The 20,475-nt window shown below is 65.5% G+C and carries 17 protein-coding genes; 3 read left to right on the plus strand and 14 right to left on the minus strand.

Annotation, left to right across the window (positions count from 1 at the left end):
• Window positions 1-4 precede the first annotated feature (4 nt).
• On the plus strand, window positions 5-766 hold the full coding sequence (locus IP86_RS03590; RefSeq protein ID WP_054161147.1) for an ABC transporter ATP-binding protein: 762 nt from the start codon (window positions 5-7) through the stop codon (window positions 764-766).
• On the opposite strand, the gene IP86_RS03595 is transcribed toward IP86_RS03590, so the two are convergent.
• The 7 genes from IP86_RS03595 to rfbB all read right to left on the minus strand — a co-directional run bounded on the left by IP86_RS03595 (window position 721) and on the right by rfbB (window position 9,121).
• Window positions 721-1,926: a glycosyltransferase gene (locus IP86_RS03595; protein ID WP_054161148.1), complete on the minus strand. Its 1,206-nt coding sequence runs from the start codon at window positions 1,924-1,926 to the stop codon at window positions 721-723. The genes IP86_RS03590 and IP86_RS03595 overlap by 46 nt on opposite strands.
• A complete protein-coding gene (gene wecB / locus IP86_RS03600; protein WP_156332385.1) occupies window positions 1,923-3,047 on the minus strand; it encodes a non-hydrolyzing UDP-N-acetylglucosamine 2-epimerase in 1,125 nt (374 codons plus the stop codon). Before wecB ends, IP86_RS03595 begins: the two co-directional genes overlap by 4 nt.
• Complete coding sequence (locus IP86_RS03605) at window positions 3,040-4,611, minus strand: polysaccharide deacetylase family protein (protein WP_054161149.1); 1,572 nt, start codon at window positions 4,609-4,611, stop codon at window positions 3,040-3,042. The genes wecB and IP86_RS03605 overlap by 8 nt, the downstream gene beginning before the upstream one ends.
• 13 nt (window positions 4,612-4,624) lie before the next feature.
• Window positions 4,625-5,992, minus strand: a complete 1,368-nt coding sequence (locus IP86_RS03610) for a phenylacetate--CoA ligase family protein (protein ID WP_054161150.1) — start codon at window positions 5,990-5,992, stop codon at window positions 4,625-4,627.
• A 161-nt stretch (window positions 5,993-6,153) separates the two neighbouring features.
• Window positions 6,154-7,128: a glycosyltransferase gene (locus IP86_RS03615; RefSeq protein ID WP_054161151.1), complete on the minus strand. Its 975-nt coding sequence runs from the start codon at window positions 7,126-7,128 to the stop codon at window positions 6,154-6,156.
• Between the two features lie 46 nt (window positions 7,129-7,174).
• On the minus strand, window positions 7,175-8,050 hold the full coding sequence (gene rfbD / locus IP86_RS03620) for a dTDP-4-dehydrorhamnose reductase (protein ID WP_054161152.1): 876 nt from the start codon (window positions 8,048-8,050) through the stop codon (window positions 7,175-7,177).
• A 39-nt stretch (window positions 8,051-8,089) separates the two neighbouring features.
• Window positions 8,090-9,121 (minus strand): dTDP-glucose 4,6-dehydratase, encoded by a 1,032-nt coding sequence (gene rfbB / locus IP86_RS03625; RefSeq protein WP_054161153.1) that lies wholly within the window; start codon window positions 9,119-9,121, stop codon window positions 8,090-8,092.
• Between the two features lie 219 nt (window positions 9,122-9,340).
• On the opposite strand from rfbB, the gene IP86_RS03630 reads away from it, so the two are divergent.
• Window positions 9,341-10,486 (plus strand): glycosyltransferase family 4 protein, encoded by a 1,146-nt coding sequence (locus tag IP86_RS03630; RefSeq protein WP_245290522.1) that lies wholly within the window; start codon window positions 9,341-9,343, stop codon window positions 10,484-10,486.
• A 14-nt stretch (window positions 10,487-10,500) separates the two neighbouring features.
• Here IP86_RS03630 and IP86_RS03635 read toward each other — a convergent pair whose 3' ends face one another.
• From IP86_RS03635 to IP86_RS03645, 3 genes are all read right to left on the minus strand, one after another.
• Complete coding sequence (locus IP86_RS03635; protein ID WP_054161154.1) at window positions 10,501-10,851, minus strand: hypothetical protein; 351 nt, start codon at window positions 10,849-10,851, stop codon at window positions 10,501-10,503.
• 268 nt (window positions 10,852-11,119) lie between these two features.
• Complete coding sequence (locus tag IP86_RS03640; RefSeq protein WP_054161155.1) at window positions 11,120-12,616, minus strand: phosphomannomutase/phosphoglucomutase; 1,497 nt, start codon at window positions 12,614-12,616, stop codon at window positions 11,120-11,122.
• A 70-nt stretch (window positions 12,617-12,686) separates the two neighbouring features.
• Entirely contained in the window at window positions 12,687-14,099 is a 1,413-nt protein-coding gene (locus IP86_RS03645; RefSeq protein WP_054161156.1) for a mannose-1-phosphate guanylyltransferase/mannose-6-phosphate isomerase, read from the minus strand.
• Between the two features lie 530 nt (window positions 14,100-14,629).
• On the opposite strand from IP86_RS03645, the gene IP86_RS03650 reads away from it, so the two are divergent.
• The gene (locus tag IP86_RS03650; RefSeq protein WP_054161157.1) at window positions 14,630-16,588 is read left to right on the plus strand and encodes a glycoside hydrolase family 99-like domain-containing protein; all 1,959 of its coding nucleotides are present in this window, start codon (window positions 14,630-14,632) and stop codon (window positions 16,586-16,588) included.
• Between the two features lie 50 nt (window positions 16,589-16,638).
• Here the strand turns inward: IP86_RS03650 and IP86_RS03655 are convergent, their stop codons facing one another.
• From IP86_RS03655 to IP86_RS03670, 4 genes are all read right to left on the minus strand, one after another.
• Entirely contained in the window at window positions 16,639-17,619 is a 981-nt protein-coding gene (locus IP86_RS03655; RefSeq protein ID WP_054161158.1) for an NAD-dependent epimerase/dehydratase family protein, read from the minus strand.
• A gap of 4 nt (window positions 17,620-17,623) precedes the next feature.
• Complete coding sequence (gene gmd, locus IP86_RS03660) at window positions 17,624-18,604, minus strand: GDP-mannose 4,6-dehydratase (protein WP_054161159.1); 981 nt, start codon at window positions 18,602-18,604, stop codon at window positions 17,624-17,626.
• A gap of 156 nt (window positions 18,605-18,760) precedes the next feature.
• Window positions 18,761-19,315, minus strand: coding sequence for a dTDP-4-dehydrorhamnose 3,5-epimerase (rfbC, locus tag IP86_RS03665; RefSeq protein WP_197279616.1), 555 nt, complete (start codon window positions 19,313-19,315; stop codon window positions 18,761-18,763).
• A 53-nt stretch (window positions 19,316-19,368) separates the two neighbouring features.
• Window positions 19,369-20,412: an NAD-dependent epimerase/dehydratase family protein gene (locus IP86_RS03670; protein WP_054161160.1), complete on the minus strand. Its 1,044-nt coding sequence runs from the start codon at window positions 20,410-20,412 to the stop codon at window positions 19,369-19,371.
• Between the last annotated feature and the right edge of the window lie 63 nt (window positions 20,413-20,475).

The raw sequence follows: 20,475 nt of genomic DNA on the forward strand, positions 1-20,475 counted from the left end.
CGCCATGAGCATCGCGATCAAGTTCGAGCACGTCAGCAAGAGTTTTTCCGATCATACGTTTCTGACCGGCGGGCTGAAGAACTACATCCTGAACGGATTTCAGGCGTCAAAGTACAATCGTAGCCATCTCGTCCTCGACGACATCTCGTTCGAGATCGAACGCGGCTCGACCACCGGCTTCGTCGGCCGCAACGGCGCCGGCAAGAGCACCCTGCTCGGCCTGATCGCCGGCGTGATGAAACCGAACAGCGGCCAGGTGACCGTCAACGGCCGCGTCTCCTCGCTGCTCGAGCTCGGCGCCGGATTCCATCCCGACCTGTCCGGCCGCGAGAACATCGAGCTGTACGGCGTCGTGCTCGGCTTCTCCCGCCGTGACATCCGCAAGCGGCTCGACAGCATCATCGACTTCGCCGAACTCGCCGAGCACATCGACACGCCGATCCGGTTCTATTCGAGCGGCATGCTGGCCCGGCTCGGCTTCGCCGTGGTGTCGCAGCTCGATCCGGAGATTCTGCTGGTCGACGAAGTGCTCGCGGTCGGTGACTACAAATTTCAGGCCAAGTGCGGCGAGGTGATGAAGCGGTTCCGTGCCGATGGTGGCACCATCGTGCTGGTGTCGCACTCCGCCGGTGACGTCACCACGCTGTGCGATCGGGCGCACTTCATCGAGAACCACCGCATCGTGTTCTCCGGCAAGCCGACCGAGGTGATGGCGAAATATCAGCCCGACGTGCCGCTGCCGACCGCGGTGCCGCCGGCGGCCTGATCGCCGATCACGGCGAGCATCGCGTCGAGCCGGGCATCCCAGGTGTTGGCGCGTAGCGCCGGGTGATCCAGCGGTAGCGGCCGGCGCCCGGCGTCCAGCGCGGCCTGAATTTCCGCCGTAAAGGCCTCGGCACCGGATGCGATCCGGTGCAGGCCGGCACATTCCGCCAGCGCCGGCAGCGGCGTCGCCACCACGCTCAGACCGGCCGCGAGATACTCGAAGAACTTCATCGGAAACATCGCGCGGGTGTAGTCGTTGATGAGTTGCGGCAGCAGCGCGACCTCGCAGCCACGCAAATAGCCGGGCAGTTCCGCATAGGCGCGCCAGCCGATAAAGTGGACGTTCGGCCGCTGCTTCAGTGCAGCGATCTCTTCGCTATGTTGGCCCTCGCGCTCGTCGCCGATGAAGACGAGATGCCAGTCTGGCCGCGCGGCGGCCACCTGGCCGATCAGGCCGAAATCGATTTTGAAATCGGACAACGCCCCCACATAGATCATCCGCGGTGACGGGATCGCGGCAAGATCCGGCGGCAGCGGCCCCGGCTCGCGCGCCCGCGCGAAATGCCCGATATCGGCGACGTTGCCGAAGTAGCGCGTGCGCTCGCCGCTGATCGGTGCGCAGCGGTCATACAGCGCCCGGCTGGTGACGAACACATGGTCGGCGCGGGCCAGCAACTGCGCCTCGGCGCGGTCATAGGCGTCGTGATCGACACCCGGAATTGCGCCGAGATCATCGACGGAGTGATACACCAGCGCGGCGGGATCGAGCGCGGCGACCAGCGGCATCATGTAGGGATGATAGGTCCACAGCAGCGGGCGCGCGCCGCCGCGCCGCCGCAGCCAGCGCAGGATGCGACTCTGCAGCTGCCAGCGATTGAACTCGCCGACCAGCGCGTAGCGATGCCCGAGCGGAATCGTCAGCGGCGACAGCACCCAGACGTTCTCCGCGACCTCGCGGATCGGCGCCAGCCCGCTGCGCAGCCGTGCCGCCATCCGGCCGAGATCGAGCGCGTTGAGGCCCGGCCGGCGAATGCCGACGCTCTCGACATAAAGCACGCGAAAGCCGCGCGCGCCGAGCCGGCTCGCGGTGTGCTGCTTGTTGGTCCAGTAACGGTCCTTCCAGTCCGCGGTGGACAGCATCACCACGTCGCGGGGCGTCATCGCGCGCGTTCCAGGATGTCCGCGATGGCGATCGCGGCGCGGCCGTCGCCATAGGGATTTGCGCCGACCGGCAGCCGGCCGGCCTCGCCGCTCAGCCGGAACGCAGCTCGGGTCACGATCAGGTCTTCGTCGGCGCCGACCAGTTCGGCGACGCCCGCCTCGATCCCTTCCGGCCGCTCGGTGGTTCGCCGCAGCACCAGCACCGGCACGCCGAACGACGGCGCCTCCTCCTGGATGCCGCCGGAATCCGACAGCACCAGCGTGGCGCGCGACAGCAGGTAGATCAGATCGTCATAGGCGACCGGCTCGCACAGCGCGACGTTGCCGAGCCCACTGAGCAGCGGCATCACCTGCGCGCGGACGTTCGGATTGAGGTGCACCGGGAACACGATCAGGCAATCCGGATGCTGCCTGGCGATCCGCGCCACTGCCCGACAAATCGCGGAGAGGTCGTCGCCGAAATTCTCGCGGCGGTGGCAGGTGACGACCACCAGGCGGCGGCCGTCGGCGCCGAACGCCTTCACCGGCGCGGAAATCCGGTCGAGCCCCCCAGGCGCGGCGAGCCGAGCCTGCAGCAGATGCAACGCGTCGACGATCGTATTCCCGGTCAAATGAATAGACGCCTCGGCGATGCCCTCGCGGCGCAGCGCGCCGCGGGCGCGTTCGGTCGGCGCGAAATGCAATTCGGCGAGCGAGCCGACCATGCGGCGGTTGATCTCTTCCGGAAATGGATTGTAGCGGTCGCCGGAGCGCAGGCCGGCCTCGACATGGGCGACGGGAAGCCGCGCGTAGTAGGCTGCCAGCGCCGCCGCAAACGCCGTGGTGGTGTCGCCCTGCACCACCACGCGGTCGGGCCTAGTCCGCACGATCGCTTCCGCCAGCGCCGTCAGCAGCGCGGCGGTCAGGCCCGGCAGCGTCTGATTGGGCTGCATGACTCCGAGGTCGAGGTCGGTGGCGAGGTCGAAACTCGCCAGCGCCTGATCCAGCATCTCGCGGTGTTGCCCGGTCGAGCAGACGATGGTCGAAAACGCGTGCGGCCGCCGGTTCAGTTCTGCAACCACGGGCGCCAGCTTGATGCACTCAGGCCGGGTGCCGAACACCACCATGACGCGCTCAGCCATGGTCGGCCGCCGCCTCGATGCGTCCGCGCCAACCGACCGCCAGCGGCAGGCCGGCCGCATTGCCCTGCGACACCGCGAAGGCATCGCGTGACGCGTCGTAGTCGATCGCCGTAGCCGACTTGGCGCGCATGAAGTCGAGGCAGGTCTCCTCGTTGACAAACAAGGTCGCCTCGCCGGCGCATTCGGCGGCAATGAAGTCGAGAAAGGCGGCATGGACCGCGACGCGGTCGGCCTCGCTGGCCCAGCCATAGGCGTAGCGCGGCGAGAACGGGTGATCGAGATAGCCGAAGAACTGGCCGAACGCCTTGGCCTGCCGGAACGCCTGCTTGTAGATCCGGATCGGATCGTCGCCGGCGAGCAGGCAGTCGCCGTGTAGCATGCAGGCTTGGCTGTGCGAGACGAAGCCGGCGGGGCCGAACGGCGCCGCGCCGCCGCGCGCCATCAGATACTCCGGATCATTGGCGATGATGCCGCCGACGAAGCCGTCATAGCCGGCGCGCGCCAGCGCGGCCGGCACATAGGTCGGGTTCTGGTGAAACGGCGACACCGCGTAGCGCACCGTGAGCCCCCGCACCCGGCTCTCCAGCCAGGCCTTGGAGTCGCGGGCCTCGCGCTCGGCGGCCTCGGCGGAGCCGCCCCAGTTCGGCGCATGCGTCACCGAATGCGACAGGATCGAGCCGCCAGCGAGATCGAGGTCGGCGAGCAGAGCGAGATGCTCGGCGGTGTCCGGCTGATCGGTCTTGATCGCGACCGACAGCGGCAGGCCGCGGTCGCGATACAGTTCGAACAGCGGCCGCGACGAGGCGATATCCTCATCGCAGTCGAGCCGCATCGTCAGCGCGGCCGTGACGCCGTGTGGGATGTCCCGCAGATATGGCCGGCACGGCAGCTCCGCCGCGCGATAATCGGCGACGAAGCGCTCGATGATCGCCCAATCGGCGCCGTCGACCGGACCGACCGGCCGCGCGAACCACAGCACCGATGAATGCGGCAGATCGCGCAGCGTGATCACCGCGCCAGCGGGCGCGTCCGGCCCGATCCGCAGTTCGCCGACCACGCCGGCATCGACCGGGCGCGCGGAGACGGCGATCGACCATGCGTCGTCGCCGATGCCGATCCGGCCGTAGCCGAGATTGTTCCATTCGTTGGTGAAGTCGAACCGGCACAGCGAGCGCTGCCGCAGCGGCGAGCCCGCGCCGAGTCCTTGATCCGCATAGACGATCTGTCCGGCGCTCTCGGAGAGGCCATAGGTCGGTGCAGGCTCGCACGCCGCGGCCACCGCGGCGCGCTGGTCGAGCGTATCGACGGCGACGCCCGCGAGGCTGGCGATGCGCGGGCCGATAGCGCCGAGCAGCACCAGCTTCGCCGGTCGGCGCAGCAGCTTCTCGATCCAGCCCGCGTCCTGCTCGCGCGGCGCGACGACCACGACTACCGCCGGCGGGCGCGATGCGGCGGCGATGTCGTCGAGCAGCCGAACCTGGCCCGGCGTGAACGAACGCTCGAAGGCGCGCAGCACGACCTCGCGCGCACAGGCGTCGTCCGATCGGTCGATGATAGCGATCATGCTCAGGCCGCCGCTATACGGCCGCTTCCGGCACGAAGTGCCGGAACTTGCCGCGCCAGCCTTGCAGCTTCAGCTCGCTCGGCGCGATGAACTCGATACCGGTCGCGTCGCCCCACCAGCCGCTCAGCCGGCCGCGGATGCCTTCGACGTCGGCGCCGTCTTCGGGCACAATGCGGAACACCGGCTTGCCGTCGCGCATCACGATCTGGAACTCCTTGATGCCGCCGACGCGGTCGAGCACGTCCTGGACGTAGTGGGTCGGCAACTGACGGCCAGCGATCTGAATGACGTCGTGCACGCGGCCCATCAGTTCGTGGATGAAGAAGCCGTTTGCGGTCTCGCTCAGCACCGCGAGATCGCCGGTGCGGTAGCGGATCAGCGGCATCAGCCGGTTCTTCAGCGTGGTGATCATCAGTTCGCCGCGGCTGGCGCCGGGCACGTCCTCGAGCTCGGCACCGCCTTCGACCGGCGTCACTTCCGGCCAGCACAAAGGATCGAACACATCGAGCGCCGAACGATCCGGATCGGTCTGGTAGGCGACGACGCCGGCTTCGGCGAGGCCGTAGCGATCGATCACCTTGCAGCGAAGCGCGCGCGCGATGGTCTCGCGCTGCTTCTTCTCCAGCAGTTCGCCCGAGGATTCGAAGATGCTGAACGCCTTGCCGCTGCCGTGCCGCGCCTCGACGTGCAGCGCGAGCTGATAGATCGTCGACGGATGGCCGTGCACCAGATGCGGCCGGATCGACCGGATCTTCTGCCAGATTGTTTCGAGCTCATCCGGCTCAAAGGTCGAGAAGAAGATGTTGTAGCGGTTCATCGCGAAGCACTTGAAGTCTTCGCGCAGCTTCGCCTTCCACGGAATCGCGTCGGGAAACTTGCTGGCGAAATGCAGCTCCGACCGCATGTGGTGATTGCCGATGCGCGCCCGCGCGTAGCGCACCACCGCCGAAGTCCAGTCGGCGCCGTCCTGATCGTAATAGATGTGCGCCGAGGGACCGGTGGAGCCGCCGGTCTTGGCGTCGAACTTCTTGAAATTGGCGTGGTCGCTGCGTAGCAGCCGCTCACCCTCGGCGCGGATGATGTCCTTGGTCAGATGCGGGATATCCATCCAGTATTTCGGATCGCGCACGAGATTCTCGGGATCGAACCGGATGTTGCTGAACAGGTCACGGTAATACGGAACGTTGGCGGCAGCGAACCGCACCATGTCGACCGCGGCGGCCCAGGAATGGGCGCGGCGCTGAGCGAACGGCAGCGCCATCTCGGCGGCGAACAGCCGGCGCTTCGAGCGGATATCGCGGCCTTCGAGACGTTCGGCGATCGGATAGGCCACCAGACCGGCGGCCAGACCCTTCATGCCGTTGACGACTAAACGAAGCATCTCGACCCCATCTCGCATCTTGCGGCCGCAGATCCGGCCGGCGGGGCTGCGCGAGACGCGACGAGCCCGAAACAACGGGAACAGCCGGTCCGGCCGCAGCGGGACTGATTACACCTGATGGCCGAACGAGGCAATCAAGCCTCCGCCTGCGGCCGGAACAGCTAGCCGCCGACGACCCGGCGGTAGACATCGACCAGCGTCGCGGTGACGGCCGACCAGGAAAAATTGTTCAGAATATGGGATTGCAGTTCGCGGCCCCGAGCGGCGGCCAGCGCGGCATCGATCCCGCGACGGATATCCGCCGGATCGTCGTGGCGGACATATTGCGCGAGATCGCCGAAATAATCGCGCGTCGATCCCTCCGAGGTGACCACCAGCGGCGCGCCGGCGGCGGCCGCCTCCAGCGCGGCCAGGCCCGGCGTCTCCAGGGTCGACGGCAGCACGAACGCCGAACATGCCGCATAGGCCGAGGCCAGCAGCGGATCGCCATGATCGAGCGGGCCGAGATAGCGCAACCGGTCGCCGCCTTCGGCCAGCATCTGGCGGCCATAATCCGGTTCCCGGATGTGCCCGATCACCACCACCGGCAAATCGTGGCCCGCCATCGCGCGCAGCAGGCCGAGCTGGTTCTTGCGCGCCTCGACATTGCCGACATTCAGCACGAACGGCCCCTCGATGCCGAAGCGCTCGCGGAACAGCGCCGGATCGTGCGGCCCGGCGAAGCGCGGCTCGACGCCGTTCATCACCGCGGTGAAGCGTTCGCGCGGCAGCGAGAACACCCGCGCGAGCGTTTCCGACTCGGTGTTGGAATTGGTGATGACGAGATCGGCGAGCGACAGCTGCGCGCGGATCTCGTCCATCGGATAGCGATGCGCCGTCTCCTCGGTGATCCACAGCGACGAGGTGATCACCAGCGGCAGGCCACGGCTCTTGGCATAGCCGCAGAACTGGATTGAGCCGCCGAGGCAGCCGAAGAAATGCACCAGCGACACCCGGTCGAAAGCCGGCTTCCAGATGTCGTGCAGCACCACCTCGACGCCGAGCGCCGGCAGATGCTCGGCGTATTTGAGCAGCTGAATCTCGCCGCCGCCCGGCGTGGCGAAGGCCCAGGGATAGGTGTTGAACAGAACCCGCATCGGCCGGCATCTCCCATCGACACATCGCGCGCGGCGGTCGCGCGTGCTAGTCGGCAATTCTCTCGAGACAGACTTGCAGCCGCTCGCGCCACGGCTTCGGCGCGATGCCGAAGGCGCCTTCCAGCCGGCCGCACGACAATTGCGAATTGGCGGGCCGTTTCGCCGGAGTCGGATACTCTGAGGTGGTAATCGGGATAACCGACTGCGGCACACGGCGGCCGGCGCGGGCGGCCTCGGCGAAGATCGCCTGCGCGAAGCCGAACCAGCTCACCGCGCCGCTGCCCGCATAGTGAGACACCCCCGCGTGCCGGGCGCCGGCCTGGACCTGCGCCACGATCGCAAGACACGTCTCGGCGATGTCGGCCGCGTAGGTCGGATTGCCGATCTGATCGTCGACCACGCGCACCTCGTCGCGTTCGCGGCCGAGCCGCAGCATGGTGCGGACGAAATTCTGGCCCTGCTCGTAATACACCCAGGCGGTGCGCAGCACGATCGCTTGCGGATACTGCTGCATTACCAGCCGCTCGCCTTCCGCCTTCGAGGCGCCATAGACGCCGAGCGGCGCCAGGGGATGATCCTCGCGATAGGGCTCGTGCGCGCTGCCGTCGAACACATAGTCGGTGGACAGATGCACGAACGGCAGGCCGCGCTGCGCGCAAATCTTCGCCATCCCCCCCGGCGCCTGGGCGTTCAGTGCGAACGCAGCATCACGTTCGGTCTCGGCCTTGTCGACCGCCGTATAGGCGGCCGCGTTGACGACCGCAGTGGCGCCGATCCTGGTTACGGCATCGACCAGTGCCGCCTCATCGAGCACGTCGACGTCGGCGCGGCCGAGCGCCTGCAGCGCGACGCCGCGCGCGTCCGCCTCGCGCACCAGTGCGGTCGCGACCTGACCGCTACGGCCGAACACCAGCACCGTCATCGCGCGCTTCGCCCGGATGTGACCGACAGCACGCGCGGATCAGGCCGCGCCGTGCAGCAGCGGCTTCCACCACCATTCGTTGGCGAGATACCAATCGACGGTCGCCTCGATGCCGGAGTCGAAATCATGTTCGGCTTTCCACCCCAGTTCGGTTTCGATCTTGGTCGCGTCGATGGCGTAGCGGAAATCGTGGCCGGCGCGATCGACCACGAATTCGATCAGCGACGCGTAGCCGCCAACCGGCGCATCGGCCGTCTTGGCGTCGAGCAGCGCGCAGATCCGCTTGACCAGGTCGATGTTGCGCCGCTCGTTGCGGCCGCCGATGTTGTACTGCTCGCCGAGCCGGCCGCGGCTGACGACGAGCCACAGCGCCTGGGCGTGATCTTCGACATACAGCCAGTCGCGAATATTGAGGCCCTGGCCGAACACCGGCAGCGACTGCCGCGCCAGCGCCCGCGTGATGGTGCGACCTACCAGCTTTTCCGGATATTGATACGGGCCGTAATTGTTCGAGCAGTTCGAGATCAGGGCCGGAAAGCCGTAGGTGTGAAACCACGCCCGGACCAGATGATCCGACGCCGCCTTCGACGCCGAATAGGGCGAGTTCGGCGCATAGGGCGTGGTCTCGACGAAGGCACCGATGTCGCCGAGCGTGCCGTACACCTCGTCGGTGGAGACGTGGAGAAACCGGAACTGATCGCGCGCCTCTCCGCTCAACCCGTCACGATACCCGCGGGCGGCTTCGAGCAGCCGGAAGGTGCCGACGATATTGGTATCGATGAAGTCGCCGGCGCCGCGGATCGAGCGATCGACGTGGGACTCCGCGGCGAGATGCATGATGTGCGTCGGCCTGGTCTGCTGCAGCAGCTCGTCCAAGAGCGCGCGATCGCCGATATCGCCTTGAACGAACCGATAGCGCGGATTGTCCTTAATCGTCTTCAGCGACTGCAGATTGCCGGCATATGTCAGCTTGTCGAGATTGACGATCTGCGCATCGGTGCGCCCGATCAGATATCGGCACACCGCGGACCCGATGAAGCCGGCGCCACCCGTCACTAAGACCGTCGTCATTCAGCGTCCACCCGCACTTGCTTCGCTCTCGCACGCGCCGGCGCGCCCGTCGAAAACGATCTGAAATCAATAGGTTGATTCGAGCAAAGGGAACCTTCCTTCGCCGTTTTCGTCGCTGGCGTTCTAGTTGGAATTCCGGTCCGCTTCAAGCGCGGCAGGCAGGCTGGTGCCGGGCGGCAAATGGTTGCAATGCCGGGTCCGGCGTGTGATCTGTTGCCGATGCCGATCACCCCATCGAACTCCGACGCAACTTCGCCACGCGTATTTGTCATCGCGCGCGACATTCAGCGCAACGACGCGGTTGGAAACTTCTGTGAACAGGTCGGCATGCTGCTGCGGCGCGCCGGCTTCGACGCCGTGCTGGCAGCCGAGAACTGCCATCCCGACGACCGCGCGCGGATCCAGCCGATGCCGGCGGCGCTGGCGGAGATCGCGCCGGAAGATACCATCATCTTCCAGTTCTCGACCGAGGACCCGGCCTTCCCGGCAGTCGCGGCGCTGCCCAATCCGAAGATCGTGTTCTACCAGAACATCACGCCGGAGCGGTTCTTTCGCGGCACCGACGAGCGCACCGCCGATCTGGTCAAGCAGGGGCTGGCGCAGCGCGGGCTGTGCGGCCGGTTCGACGTCATCATGGCCAATTCGCGCGCCACCGCGGCTGCGCTGATCGAGGATCTCCCCGCGGATCAGGCGGCCGGAATCGACGTCGAGCAGATCGTCCCCTGCCCGCCGGTGATCGGCGTCGAGCGCTGGGACAACATCGCAGCACCTGACGCACCGGCCGGATCGGACGGACGGCTGGTGCTGTTCGTCGGCCGGCTGGTGCCACACAAGGGCATCGACGACCTGATCGCCGGCTTCGCGCATCTGGCACGCAGCGACCAGGAGGTGCGTCTCGCCATCGTCGGCGGGCCGTCGCAGTCGGACTACGCGCTCGGGCTCAAGCAACGAGTCGGAGACCTCGATCCCGCCATTGGTAGCCGCATCGCCTTTCATCACGACATCGGCGAAGACGACCTGAAGCGGCTGTATCAGCAGGCGACGGTATGCGCCTCGATGAGCCGGCACGAAGGCTTTGGCGTCCCGCTGCTCGACGCGATGTTCTTCGGCAAGCCACTGGTGATCCGCGCCGAGCCGGGCATGATCGAGACCGCGGGCGATGCGGCGATCGTCGTCACCAATCCGACGCCGCAGGCGACGGCGGCGGCCTTAGACGCGGCGCTGAATGACCGGCAGGTCGGCGCCGATCTGGCAGCCGGGCGCGTGCGGCAGCTCGAGAAGCTAAGGGCGGCTGCGGACGGGCGCAGAATCATCGAGGCGATCGCCAAGGCGCGGACAATCTGGCGTGCCCGGACCAAAGCATAGGCTGGCCGCCGAGCTCACTTGAGCGGCGAGAAAGTCTGCTCCTCACAGCGATCGACGATTGCTGAGAACCGCCACGACACCAGCTTGGCGTCGCGATAGAAAAGCGCGTAGGTCGAACGCGTCGGACCGGGCGTCGCGCTGCGTAGACAGATGATCCAGGGCGCGACGGTCACCGGATTGGCTTCGATCGGGCCGCCGAGTTCGAGCGGCTCGGCAAGCTTGGCCTCGGCGGCGACCTTCCTGATTCCTTCGGCGGCGGCCGTGAGGCTCGGCGCCTGCCCGGCGGTTTCCGGCAGGGCCTCGAGGATCGACGAGCACGACATCAGCAGCACGGCAAGCGTCATCGCCGACGCGCTCCGCGCCATCAGTTCGCCCGCGCGATTAATGGTCGGTTGGTGCCGAATGGTGGATCTCCCTGGCTGTCCCCTAGATCAAATCGCCAACGGGATCAAAGCGGGGCCGGCCAACACCGGCGCTCCCCGAACTCACCCGCAGACGGCGCCGGACAGGCGTTATACGCCGAACCGGCGCAATTCCGTCGCGGCGGGACCAAATATCACTCAGCCGTCGCCGGCTTAGAGACCGAGCACCCGACGCGGCGGGTGCTCGGGCGCACGGCCCCGGCCTATTCGGTCAGATCGTCTGGTTGTAGGCGCCGACCTCCGGATGCTGGCGCAACACTACATTCACGGCCTCGAACATCTCGTGCATCCGGGCTTCCGACACCGGGCTCTCGACCACGACCACGAGCTCCGGCTTGTTCGACGAAGCGCGGACCAGGCCCCAGCTGCCGTCCGCACAGGTAACGCGCACGCCGTTGACGGTGACGAGATCGCGGATCGGTTGGCCGGCGACCTCGTCGCCATTCGCCTGGGCGGCTTCGAAATGCTTCACCACCGCGTCGATCACGCCGTACTTCTTCTCGTCGTCGCAATGCGGCGACATCGTCGGCGACGACCACGTCTTCGGCAACGCGTTCTTCAGGTCCGACATCGATTTGCCGGGCGCGTGGTCGAGCATCTCGCAGATCGCGATCGCCGACACCAGACCGTCGTCATAGCCGCGGCCGGGCGGCGTGTTGAAGAAGAAGTGGCCGGACTTCTCGAAGCCGGCCAGCGCCTTCAGCTCGTTAGTGCGGCGCTTCATGTAGGAGTGGCCGGTCTTCCAATATTCGGTCTTGGCGCCCTGCGCCTGCAGCACCGGATCGGTGTGAAACAGACCGGTCGACTTGACGTCGACGACGAACTGCGCGTCCGGAGTCGTCGCCGACATGTCGCGCGCCAGCATCACGCCGACCTTGTCGGCGAAGATCTCCTCGCCGGTGTCGTCGACGACGCCGCAGCGATCACCGTCGCCGTCGAAGCCGAAACCGAGATCGGCCTTGTGCTGCAGCACCGCGTCGCGGATCGCGTGCAGCATCTCCATGTCTTCCGGATTTGGATTGTATTTCGGGAAGGTGTGATCGAGCTCGGTGTCGAGCGGGATCACTTCGCAGCCGATCGCTTCCATCACCTGGGGCGCAAATGCGCCCGCCGTGCCGTTGCCGCAGGCGACCACGACCTTCAGCTTGCGCTTCAGCCGTACGCGCTCGGTGAGGTCCGCAATATAGCGCGCCGGATAATTCTCGTGAAAGACGTAGGAGCCAGCGCCGCTGGCGAACCGGGCACCGAGTACGATCTCCTTCAGCCGGCTCATCTCGTCGGGGCCGAAGGTCAGCGGCCGGTTGGCGCCCATTTTGACGCCTGTCCAGCCATTGTCGTTGTGCGAGGCGGTCACCATCGCGACGCACGGCACGTCGAGGTCGAACTGAGCGAAATACGCCATCGGCGTGACCGCAAGCCCGATGTCGTGTACCTTGCAGCCCGCCGCCATCAAGCCGCCGATCAGCGCGTATTTGATCGAGGCCGAGTAGCCGCGGAAATCATGGCCGGTGACGATCTCCTGCGGCCGGCCCATCTCCGCGATCAGGGTGCCGAGCCCCATTCCGAGCGCCTGCACGCCCATCAGGTTGATCTCTTTGCCGAACAGCCAGCGCGCGTCGTATTCGCGGAAGCCCGTCGGCTTCACCATCGGTTCGGATTCGTAGGCGTAGGTGTTGGGCTGCAGAAACGGCTTCGGCTTCGGGAACATCGGCGTACTACTCACACACACACACAACTGAAAGACACGATTCGCGTTTGGAAACCCGTGAGGCCGGCCGTCAGGCCCTCTGGTAATCATCCTCGATGCGAATGATGTCATCCTCGCCCAGATAGCTGCCGGTCTGAACCTCGATCAGTTCAAGCGGGATCTTGCCCGGGTTCTCGAGCCGATGGGTCGCGCCGATCGGGATATAGATCGACTCGTTCTCGTGCACGATCTTGACGAGTTCGTTGACGGTGACCAGCGCGGTGCCGCGCACCACGATCCAATGCTCGGAGCGGTGATGATGCTTCTGCAGCGACAGCCTGCCGCCGGCTTTGACGACGATCCGCTTCACCTGGTGGCGATCGCCGGTATTGAGCGACTCGTAGCTGCCCCAAGGGCGATGCACCCGCAGATGCTGCTGGGTCACTTCCGGCGCCACGGCCTTGAGCTTGGCAACCAGCCGCTTCAGGCCATTGGCGTCCTTCTGGCGCGACACCAGGATCGCGTCCATGGTCGCGACGACGACCAGATCGTCGACGCCCTCGAGCGCCACCAGCGCCTTGTCCGACGTCACGTTGCAGTTGCGGCTGTCCTCGAACACAACGGTGCCCTGAGCGGCGTTGCCATGCTCGTCCTTGTCCGACAGCTCCCAGACCGCATGCCACGAGCCGACATCCGACCAGCCGCAATCGACCGGCACGACGGCGGCGCGCGAGGTCTTTTCCATCACCGCATAGTCGACCGAAATCGCCTTGGCCCGGCCGAACGTCTCCGGCGCCAGCGTGAGGAATCCGAGATCGCGACCGGCCTCGGTCACCGCCTCGGTGATGCTGTCGATGCTGTCGGGATCGTGCTCCCGATATTCGTCCAGAAGCGAAGTCGCGCGGAACATGAAGTTGCCGCTGTTCCAGAGGTAGCCCTGCTCAACATAGGCGGCGGCGGTCTGAGCATCCGGCTTTTCGACGAACTTCCCGACCCTGAATACGCCGCCGGTGATCTGCTCGCCCGGACAGATATAACCGTATTCGCTGGCCGGCCGCTCCGGCTTGACGCCGAAGGTCACGATGAACCCTTGGTCGGCCGCAACCTTGCCGGCGCGGCACGCTTCTACAAAGCCGCGCGTGTCCCGGACCACATGATCCGCCGCCAGCGCCAGAACGACCGCATCCGGATCGCGCTGATGGGCGAGGACCGTTCCGGCGGCGATCGCCGGGCCGGAGTCGCGACGGGCCGGCTCCAGCAGAATGTCCGCTTCGATGCCGAGCTCACTGAGCTGCTCCAATACGATGAAGCGATAGCCGGCATTGGTCATCACGATCGGCCGGCCGAACAGCGCCGGATCGGATACGCGCAGCAGCGTCTCCTGGAAGGTGGATCGCTTTCCGAACAGCGGCAAGAACTGCTTCGGACGGACCTCGCGGGAGGCCGGCCACAGCCGCGTCCCGGCGCCGCCGCACATGATCAGGGGAATGATACGGTTGTCCATCGAGTCCTCGTTGATCGACGATAGCCTCGGCAGCGGGACGGTTGCAAGAACGGCAGGACCGCCGATCTCGTCTCCCCGGCCCCGGCCGGCGTGTTCGGCATGGGATTATCCAACGAGCGATTGGTTTGCTCATCGGCAGCAGGGTGTCAATCCTCAAACACCGGACAGGAAGTTTATCGGGGCGAAGACTGCGCCCCAACGGCGCCGGCCCGGGATCGCGCTCGGGGCCGTTCTGCCTCATGGGAGACCAGACGTCGTGACTTTGTCACGTTCGAGTTGCTCAGAAAAATGGCAATGACACGAAGCTCGACCGACGAACGTGCGCTCCCCCGTGACATCGGGGTTGAGTGTAGCACGCGTCACACGCCTCTCTATCAAGAGGTTTGACGCAACTAATACCGTTCAAGTACAGATGATGGGAGCAATATGACATCCCGTTTGGGATACTCGATCTCAGGCGGCCACTCCGCGATAATTGTTTCTCGATCGTTGCGGACCTACCAACCTCGTGTTCGTTCGGACTGTTGCGTATGAAGAACGCCGATTTGTCGAGGCTGCTTCAAACTTTCATCGATAACCATTTCGGTTATGTTTCGGATCGAGCCGAGTACATCTCGACCCTCTCGCAGATCAAGACTCCCCGGGCCGCCCGGCTGGTCGCGCACTACCTTCCGCAGTTCTATCCGATCCCGGAAAACAACGAATGGTGGGGCCACGGCTTCACCGAGTGGACCAACGTCACGCGCGCTGTGCCGCAATTCGTCGGGCATTATCAGCCACGACTGCCGGCCGATCTCGGGTTTTACGATCTGCGGCTCCCCGAAGTGCAGGAGCAGCAGGCCGCAATGGCCAAGCACGCCGGGCTCTCGGCGTTCTGTTTCTATTTCTATTGGTTCAGCGGCAGGACCTTGCTCGAGGCGCCACTCAAGAGCTTCGTCGAGAACGACAACATCGATTTCGAGTTCTGCCTGTGCTGGGCTAACGACGACTGGTCGCGAACCTGGTCCGGCAATGCCAATGAAATTTTGATTGCGCAGGAATACAGCCCGGATGACGACATCGCATTCATTGCGCATATCGCGCAATATCTGCGGCACAAGAAGTACTTCCGTGTCGACGGCAGGCCGCTGATCAATGTCTGGCGGTCGGCGATGCTGCCAGATCCGGCCGCCACCGTGGGCCGATGGCGCGACTGGTGCAGACAAAACGGCATCGGCGAAATCCACGTCTGCCGCAGCGAGAGCTACGAACGCCTCGACCCCGCCGAAGAGGGGTTCGACAGTGCGTTTCAACATTCGCCGAGCGACAGCCGATGGCTCGAGCGAAACCTGGCGCGCTACCCCGGCTCGCCGCCGTTGCTCAATCCGAATTTCGATGGCCAGGTGTTCGATTATCACGACCTGCTGCGCCGCGCGCGGAAGTTCGTCGAGCCGGACTATCCGTTGTTTCGCTCGGTGTGCCCGTCCTGGGACAATCAGGCCCGCCGTCCCGGCGCCGGCCGAACCCTGATGGGCGCCGACCCCGGCAGCTACCGGGACTATCTGGAAACAGTGATCGACCAAACCGCGCAACACCACGCCGACCCGAGCCAGCGGGTCGTTTTCATCAACGCCTGGAATGAATGGGGCGAAGGCGCGTATCTCGAACCCGACCGGCGGTTCGGCTTCGGCAATCTCGAGGCGACCAAGATGGCAGCTCTGCGTGTCGCGCTGAGAACCGGCGCGATGGCGGAGCCGGACCGCATCGCCATCGTGGTCCATGTCTATTACACGGACCTGCTCCCGGAATGCCTGGACTGGATCGAGACACTCCAGTTACCCCATGACCTGTTCGTGACGACGAGCGCCGACAAGCGGACGATCGTCGAATCCTTCATTGCCCAACGCGGGCTGGCCGCGACCCTGGTGTCGACCGAGAACCGCGGACGCGACGTCGCGCCGTTTCTCGAGGTCCTGCGATCGCTGGACGACGAGCGTTACGGCAAGGTGCTGAAGCTTCACAGCAAGGCGACGCAGGGCGGCCCTTATGGCGCAGCGTGGCGGCAGGGGCTTTTCCGACTGCTGGCCGATCCGGAGCACCTGAAGCGCGCCGCCGCCCTGTTGGACGAGCATCCGGAGATCGGCGTGCTCGGGCCAAGAAAATATCTGCTCGCCATGCAGCCCTATCTCGGACGCAATGAGGGCGCCGTTCGTCGGCTTGCGCAACGGATGGGTGCGGAAGTCGACTTGGAGACGGACACATTTTTCGCCGGGACGATGTTCATCGCCCGCACCAAGGCGCTGCTGCCGCTGGGTGCCCTTGGGCTCGCAATGGCCGACTTCGAGCCGGAACTGGGACAGGGCAACGGCACGCTCGCGCACGCCATCGAAAGATCGGTGATCTACAGCGCCAAAGCGGCCGGGCTCAAACTCGCCGCGATCGACGAGGAGGCCGCAGGGGGCGTCGGACTGGTGTCGCAGGGCTGCACCACCTTCCCGTATGTGGTGTAAATCCCAGACCTTCGAGCAGGGCCTCCGCCGGATCCGGTGCTGACTGCCGATCAGTTCGGCCCGGGGGCCTGCCTTCGCCAGTAGTCGAGAACCGAGGCGATGGTGTCCGGCCAGGCGTGAGCAGGCCGCCAATCCAGCCATTCGGCGGCGCGTGCCGCATTGCCGAACGCCACCGGCGTATCGTTCGGACGTAGCCGCTGCGGATCCACCATCACCTCGATCTTCGACGAGGTCAGCGACAGCAACTGGTCGAGCGCGGCCTGCAGCGGCCGCGCCACACCGGAGGCGATATTGATCACTGCGCCATTCGGCAGATCGTCGAACCGCAGCAGCGCCCGGACATAGGCATCCACGACATCGCGGACATCGAGGAAATCGCGTTTGCTCGACAGGTCGCCGACGCGGATCACTGGCTCCTGCTCGCCGCGTTCGATGCTGGCGATCTGCGAGGCGAAGGCCGGAATGGCGAAGTGCGGGGTCTGGCCCGGTCCGGTGTGATTGAACGGGCGAAGCCGCAGCACCCGCAGTCCGCTGCGCGCCATCTGGCCCAGCATGATGTCGGCGGCCGCTTTTGCGGCGCCATAGGGATTGACGGGATCGAGCAAGGCGGTTTCGTCGAGCGGCTGCCCGGACTTGAAGCTGGCGCCGTAAACTTCGGCGCTGCTGCAATAGAGCAAGCGGCACTCCGGCGCGAAAGCGGACACCGCCAGCGCGAGATTCTGCGTGCCGCCGAAATTCACCGTCCAGGCGAGCCGCTGATCGGCGTTCGCGGCGGTGACCGCAGCCAGCGCCGCGAGGTGCACGATATGGGTCGGTTGCTCGGCCCGGATCAGCCGCTCGACCTGATCGGCGTCGCTGACGTCGAGCCGCACGAAACGGCGCCCGGCCTCGCTGCGGCCGGCATCGCTTTGGCGATCGGCGAGCAGAATCTCGCTCTCCGGCAACCGCTCGGCCAGAGCGTCGACCAGATGACGCCCGACGAAGCCCGTGGCCCCGGTGACCAACAGCCGCGCAGGCAGCGAAGAGGTCATGGCGCTACCCGATCTGCTGCCGAACCCGGCGAAGATCGGCTTCCACCATCTCCTGGATCATCTGCTCGAGCGTGATGGTCGGCTCCCAGCCGAGCTTACTGCGCGCCTTGGCCGGATTGCCGAGCAGCACGTCGACCTCCGCGGGCCGGAACAGATCCGGGTCGATCACCAGGTGATCGTCGATATTCAGGCCGACATGGGCGAACGCGATGCGGCACATGTCGCGCACCGTCGTGGTGCGGCCGGTGGCGATGACGTAATCTTCCGGCTTGTCCTGCTGCAGCATCATCCACATCGCGCGGACGTAGTCCTTGGAATGGCCCCAGTCGCGCTTGGCGTCGATATTGCCGAGCCGCAGTTCGGTCTGCTGGCCGAGCTTGATGCGAGCCACGCCGTCGGTGACCTTGCGGGTGACGAATTCGATGCCCCGCACCGGAGACTCGTGATTGAACAGGATGCCGTTGCTGGCGTGCAGGCCGAAGCTCTCGCGATAGTTCACCGTCATGCCGTGGGCATAGACCTTGGCGACCGCATAGGGTGAGCGCGGATAGAACGGTGTCGTCTCGCTCTGCACCGGCTCCTGGATCAGACCATACATTTCCGAGGACGAGGCTTGATAAAACCGCGCCTGCGGCGCATCGAGGCGCACGGCCTCCAGCACATTGACGGCGCCAAGCCCGGTGACCTGGCCGGTCAGGATCGGCTGCGTCCACGATGATTTGACGAACGACTGCGCCGCCAGATTGTAGACCTCGTCCGGCTTGATCTCGCGCATCGCGCGGAGCAGCGACGACAGGTCCAGCAGATTACCGTCGACGAAACGGACGTCATTGTGCACGCCCAGCCAACGCAACTTGGCATCGATCACGTCGGCCGAGCTCGACCGCCGTACCAGGCCGTGGACCTCGTAGCCTTTCTCCAGCAGCAGCGCCGCCAGATACGCGCCATCCTGTCCGGTCACGCCGGTGATCAAAGCCCGCTTCATCGTGTCACTTTCAAACGTTCGAAAAAGCCCGGATTTCAAGCGCCCCGAGCATGGTTAGAAGTCAGACCGGCCGGGAAAGTCAAGGTCGGCCGACCGAGTCGTTACGCCCAGCGCCGGGGCCGCAGCCCCGAAACCAGCGACCACTCCCGGTTGCGGTCACCGGAAGGGAGTCTGGATGTCCTGCAGCCACGGCAGCTTGGCATCCTTGGCGGACAGATGCGGGGCGCCCGGCGGCAGCTTCCAGGGGAACGCGATGGTGGGATCGTCCCAGCGCACGCCGCCGTCGGATTCCGGCGCGTAGAAGCTGGTAACTTTGTAAAGCACCTCGGTGTCCGGCTCGAGCGTCACGAAGGCGTGTGCGAAGCCGACCGGAACGAACAGCTGTTCGCCGTTCTCGGCGGACAGTTCCGCCGCGACCCATTTGGCATAGGTCGGCGATCCGGCGCGCAAATCGACCGCGATGTCGACGATGCTGCCGCGGACGCAGCGGACCAGCTTGTCCTGCGCGTGCGGCGGCGCCTGGAAGTGAAAGCCGCGGATCGTACCGGCGTGCTTCGAATAGGAATGATTATCCTGAACGAACTGCCAGTGAATATCGAACTGGGCGAGCGTTTTCTGATTGTAGCTCTCCGAGAACCAACCGCGATCGTCCGAGAAGCGCTTCGGCGACAGCAATCGCACGCCGGGGATGTCGAGTTCGCGAATTTGCATGATGTCTCCATCTCGGCCGCGGTCGAGGAGGCTGTCACGGGACAGCGCTGGCGCTACGCCCAGCGCAGGTCGGTCGTCAGAGCGCCTTCCTTGCGATGCTTCTGAATCGTCTTCAGCCGCATCATCTCGGACGAACGGAAGTCGGCATCGGAGAAGTTGATCGCCTCGAGTCCCGCCTTCAAACGGCGGATCGATTCTTCGAGCGTCACGATCGGCGTGTAACCCTCGGCGATCTTCTCGAACAGATCGAAGTTGACCCGATAGGAACGCTTGTCCGGCTGGCCATCCTTGTTGATGCTGACCCGCGTCCCCGGAATCTCACGGGCGACCGCCTCGGCGAGATCGCGAACCTGGTAGTTCCAGCTGTTGCTTCCGACATTGACCGTGAGGAACGGGCCACCGACGCTCTGGTCGCGCTTGATCGCCCAATCGATCGCGCGCGCCATGTCGGCGACGTCGATCAGCGGTCGCCACGGCGAGCCGTCGCTGAGCACGGTAATCTCCTTGGTGGCGATGGCGCAGGCGACGAAATCGTTCAGCACCAGGTCGAGCCGCAGACGCGGCGACATTCCACACGCCGTCGCAAACCGCAGCGCGGTGATCGACATGCTGCCGTTCCCAAGCTTGGCCAAGCCCTGCTCGGTTCCAACCTTGGACTTGGCATAGGCGGTCAGCGGATTGAGCGAGTCCCCCTCACGCCGGGGGGGACCTTCGGCAGCGCCGTAGGCAGAACAGCTCGACGCGAATACGAATGACTTGACGCCCAACTCGGCGGCCCTCTGCGCGATGTCGAGCACTGCGACCTGATTGATGTCGAGCGTCGGCCCCTCGTGCTCGTTTCCGATCGGATCGTTGGAGATCGCCGCGAGACAGACGATCGCGTCGGCCTCCTTGATGAGGCTGTCGGGAAGCGTTCGAACGTCACCGTAAACCTGCGCATCGGCGAAGCTTTCCGGTAGGCGGGTGCGAGCTGTCACACAATGTGCAAAATAACCCGTGTCATAACCGACGATCCGCGCGTCCGGATACTGCCGCCGCAAATAAGGCACCAGAACTGCACCGACATACCCAAGGTTTCCGGTCACAAGGATGTTCATAAAAACCTCTCAATCGATCGGTGGCCGTGCTGCGCGAAGGCAGGTCTTAGCAACCCGGGCGGC

It is taken from the genome of Rhodopseudomonas sp. AAP120 (assembly GCF_001295845.1).
Lineage (GTDB): Bacteria > Pseudomonadota > Alphaproteobacteria > Rhizobiales > Xanthobacteraceae > Rhodopseudomonas.

What these genes read in the sequence shown, in the direction of transcription:
- IP86_RS03630 (WP_245290522.1), top strand. Translation starts at nt 9,341, where the DNA reads ATGCCGATCACCCCATCGAACTCCGACGCAACTTCGCCACGCGTATTT.
- IP86_RS03655 (WP_054161158.1), bottom strand. Translation starts at nt 17,619, where the DNA reads ATGACCTCTTCGCTGCCTGCGCGGCTGTTGGTCACCGGGGCCACGGGC.
- IP86_RS03670 (WP_054161160.1), bottom strand. Translation starts at nt 20,412, where the DNA reads ATGAACATCCTTGTGACCGGAAACCTTGGGTATGTCGGTGCAGTTCTG.
- rfbC (WP_197279616.1), bottom strand. Translation starts at nt 19,315, where the DNA reads ATGCAAATTCGCGAACTCGACATCCCCGGCGTGCGATTGCTGTCGCCG.
- IP86_RS03645 (WP_054161156.1), bottom strand. Translation starts at nt 14,099, where the DNA reads ATGGACAACCGTATCATTCCCCTGATCATGTGCGGCGGCGCCGGGACG.
- IP86_RS03650 (WP_054161157.1), top strand. Translation starts at nt 14,630, where the DNA reads ATGAAGAACGCCGATTTGTCGAGGCTGCTTCAAACTTTCATCGATAAC.
- rfbD (WP_054161152.1), bottom strand. Translation starts at nt 8,050, where the DNA reads ATGACGGTGCTGGTGTTCGGCCGTAGCGGTCAGGTCGCGACCGCACTG.
- IP86_RS03615 (WP_054161151.1), bottom strand. Translation starts at nt 7,128, where the DNA reads ATGCGGGTTCTGTTCAACACCTATCCCTGGGCCTTCGCCACGCCGGGC.
- IP86_RS03640 (WP_054161155.1), bottom strand. Translation starts at nt 12,616, where the DNA reads ATGTTCCCGAAGCCGAAGCCGTTTCTGCAGCCCAACACCTACGCCTAC.
- IP86_RS03610 (WP_054161150.1), bottom strand. Translation starts at nt 5,992, where the DNA reads ATGCTTCGTTTAGTCGTCAACGGCATGAAGGGTCTGGCCGCCGGTCTG.
- gmd (WP_054161159.1), bottom strand. Translation starts at nt 18,604, where the DNA reads ATGAAGCGGGCTTTGATCACCGGCGTGACCGGACAGGATGGCGCGTAT.
- IP86_RS03635 (WP_054161154.1), bottom strand. Translation starts at nt 10,851, where the DNA reads ATGGCGCGGAGCGCGTCGGCGATGACGCTTGCCGTGCTGCTGATGTCG.
- IP86_RS03590 (WP_054161147.1), top strand. Translation starts at nt 5, where the DNA reads ATGAGCATCGCGATCAAGTTCGAGCACGTCAGCAAGAGTTTTTCCGAT.
- rfbB (WP_054161153.1), bottom strand. Translation starts at nt 9,121, where the DNA reads ATGACGACGGTCTTAGTGACGGGTGGCGCCGGCTTCATCGGGTCCGCG.
- IP86_RS03595 (WP_054161148.1), bottom strand. Translation starts at nt 1,926, where the DNA reads ATGACGCCCCGCGACGTGGTGATGCTGTCCACCGCGGACTGGAAGGAC.
- wecB (WP_156332385.1), bottom strand. Translation starts at nt 3,047, where the DNA reads ATGGCTGAGCGCGTCATGGTGGTGTTCGGCACCCGGCCTGAGTGCATC.
- IP86_RS03605 (WP_054161149.1), bottom strand. Translation starts at nt 4,611, where the DNA reads ATGATCGCTATCATCGACCGATCGGACGACGCCTGTGCGCGCGAGGTC.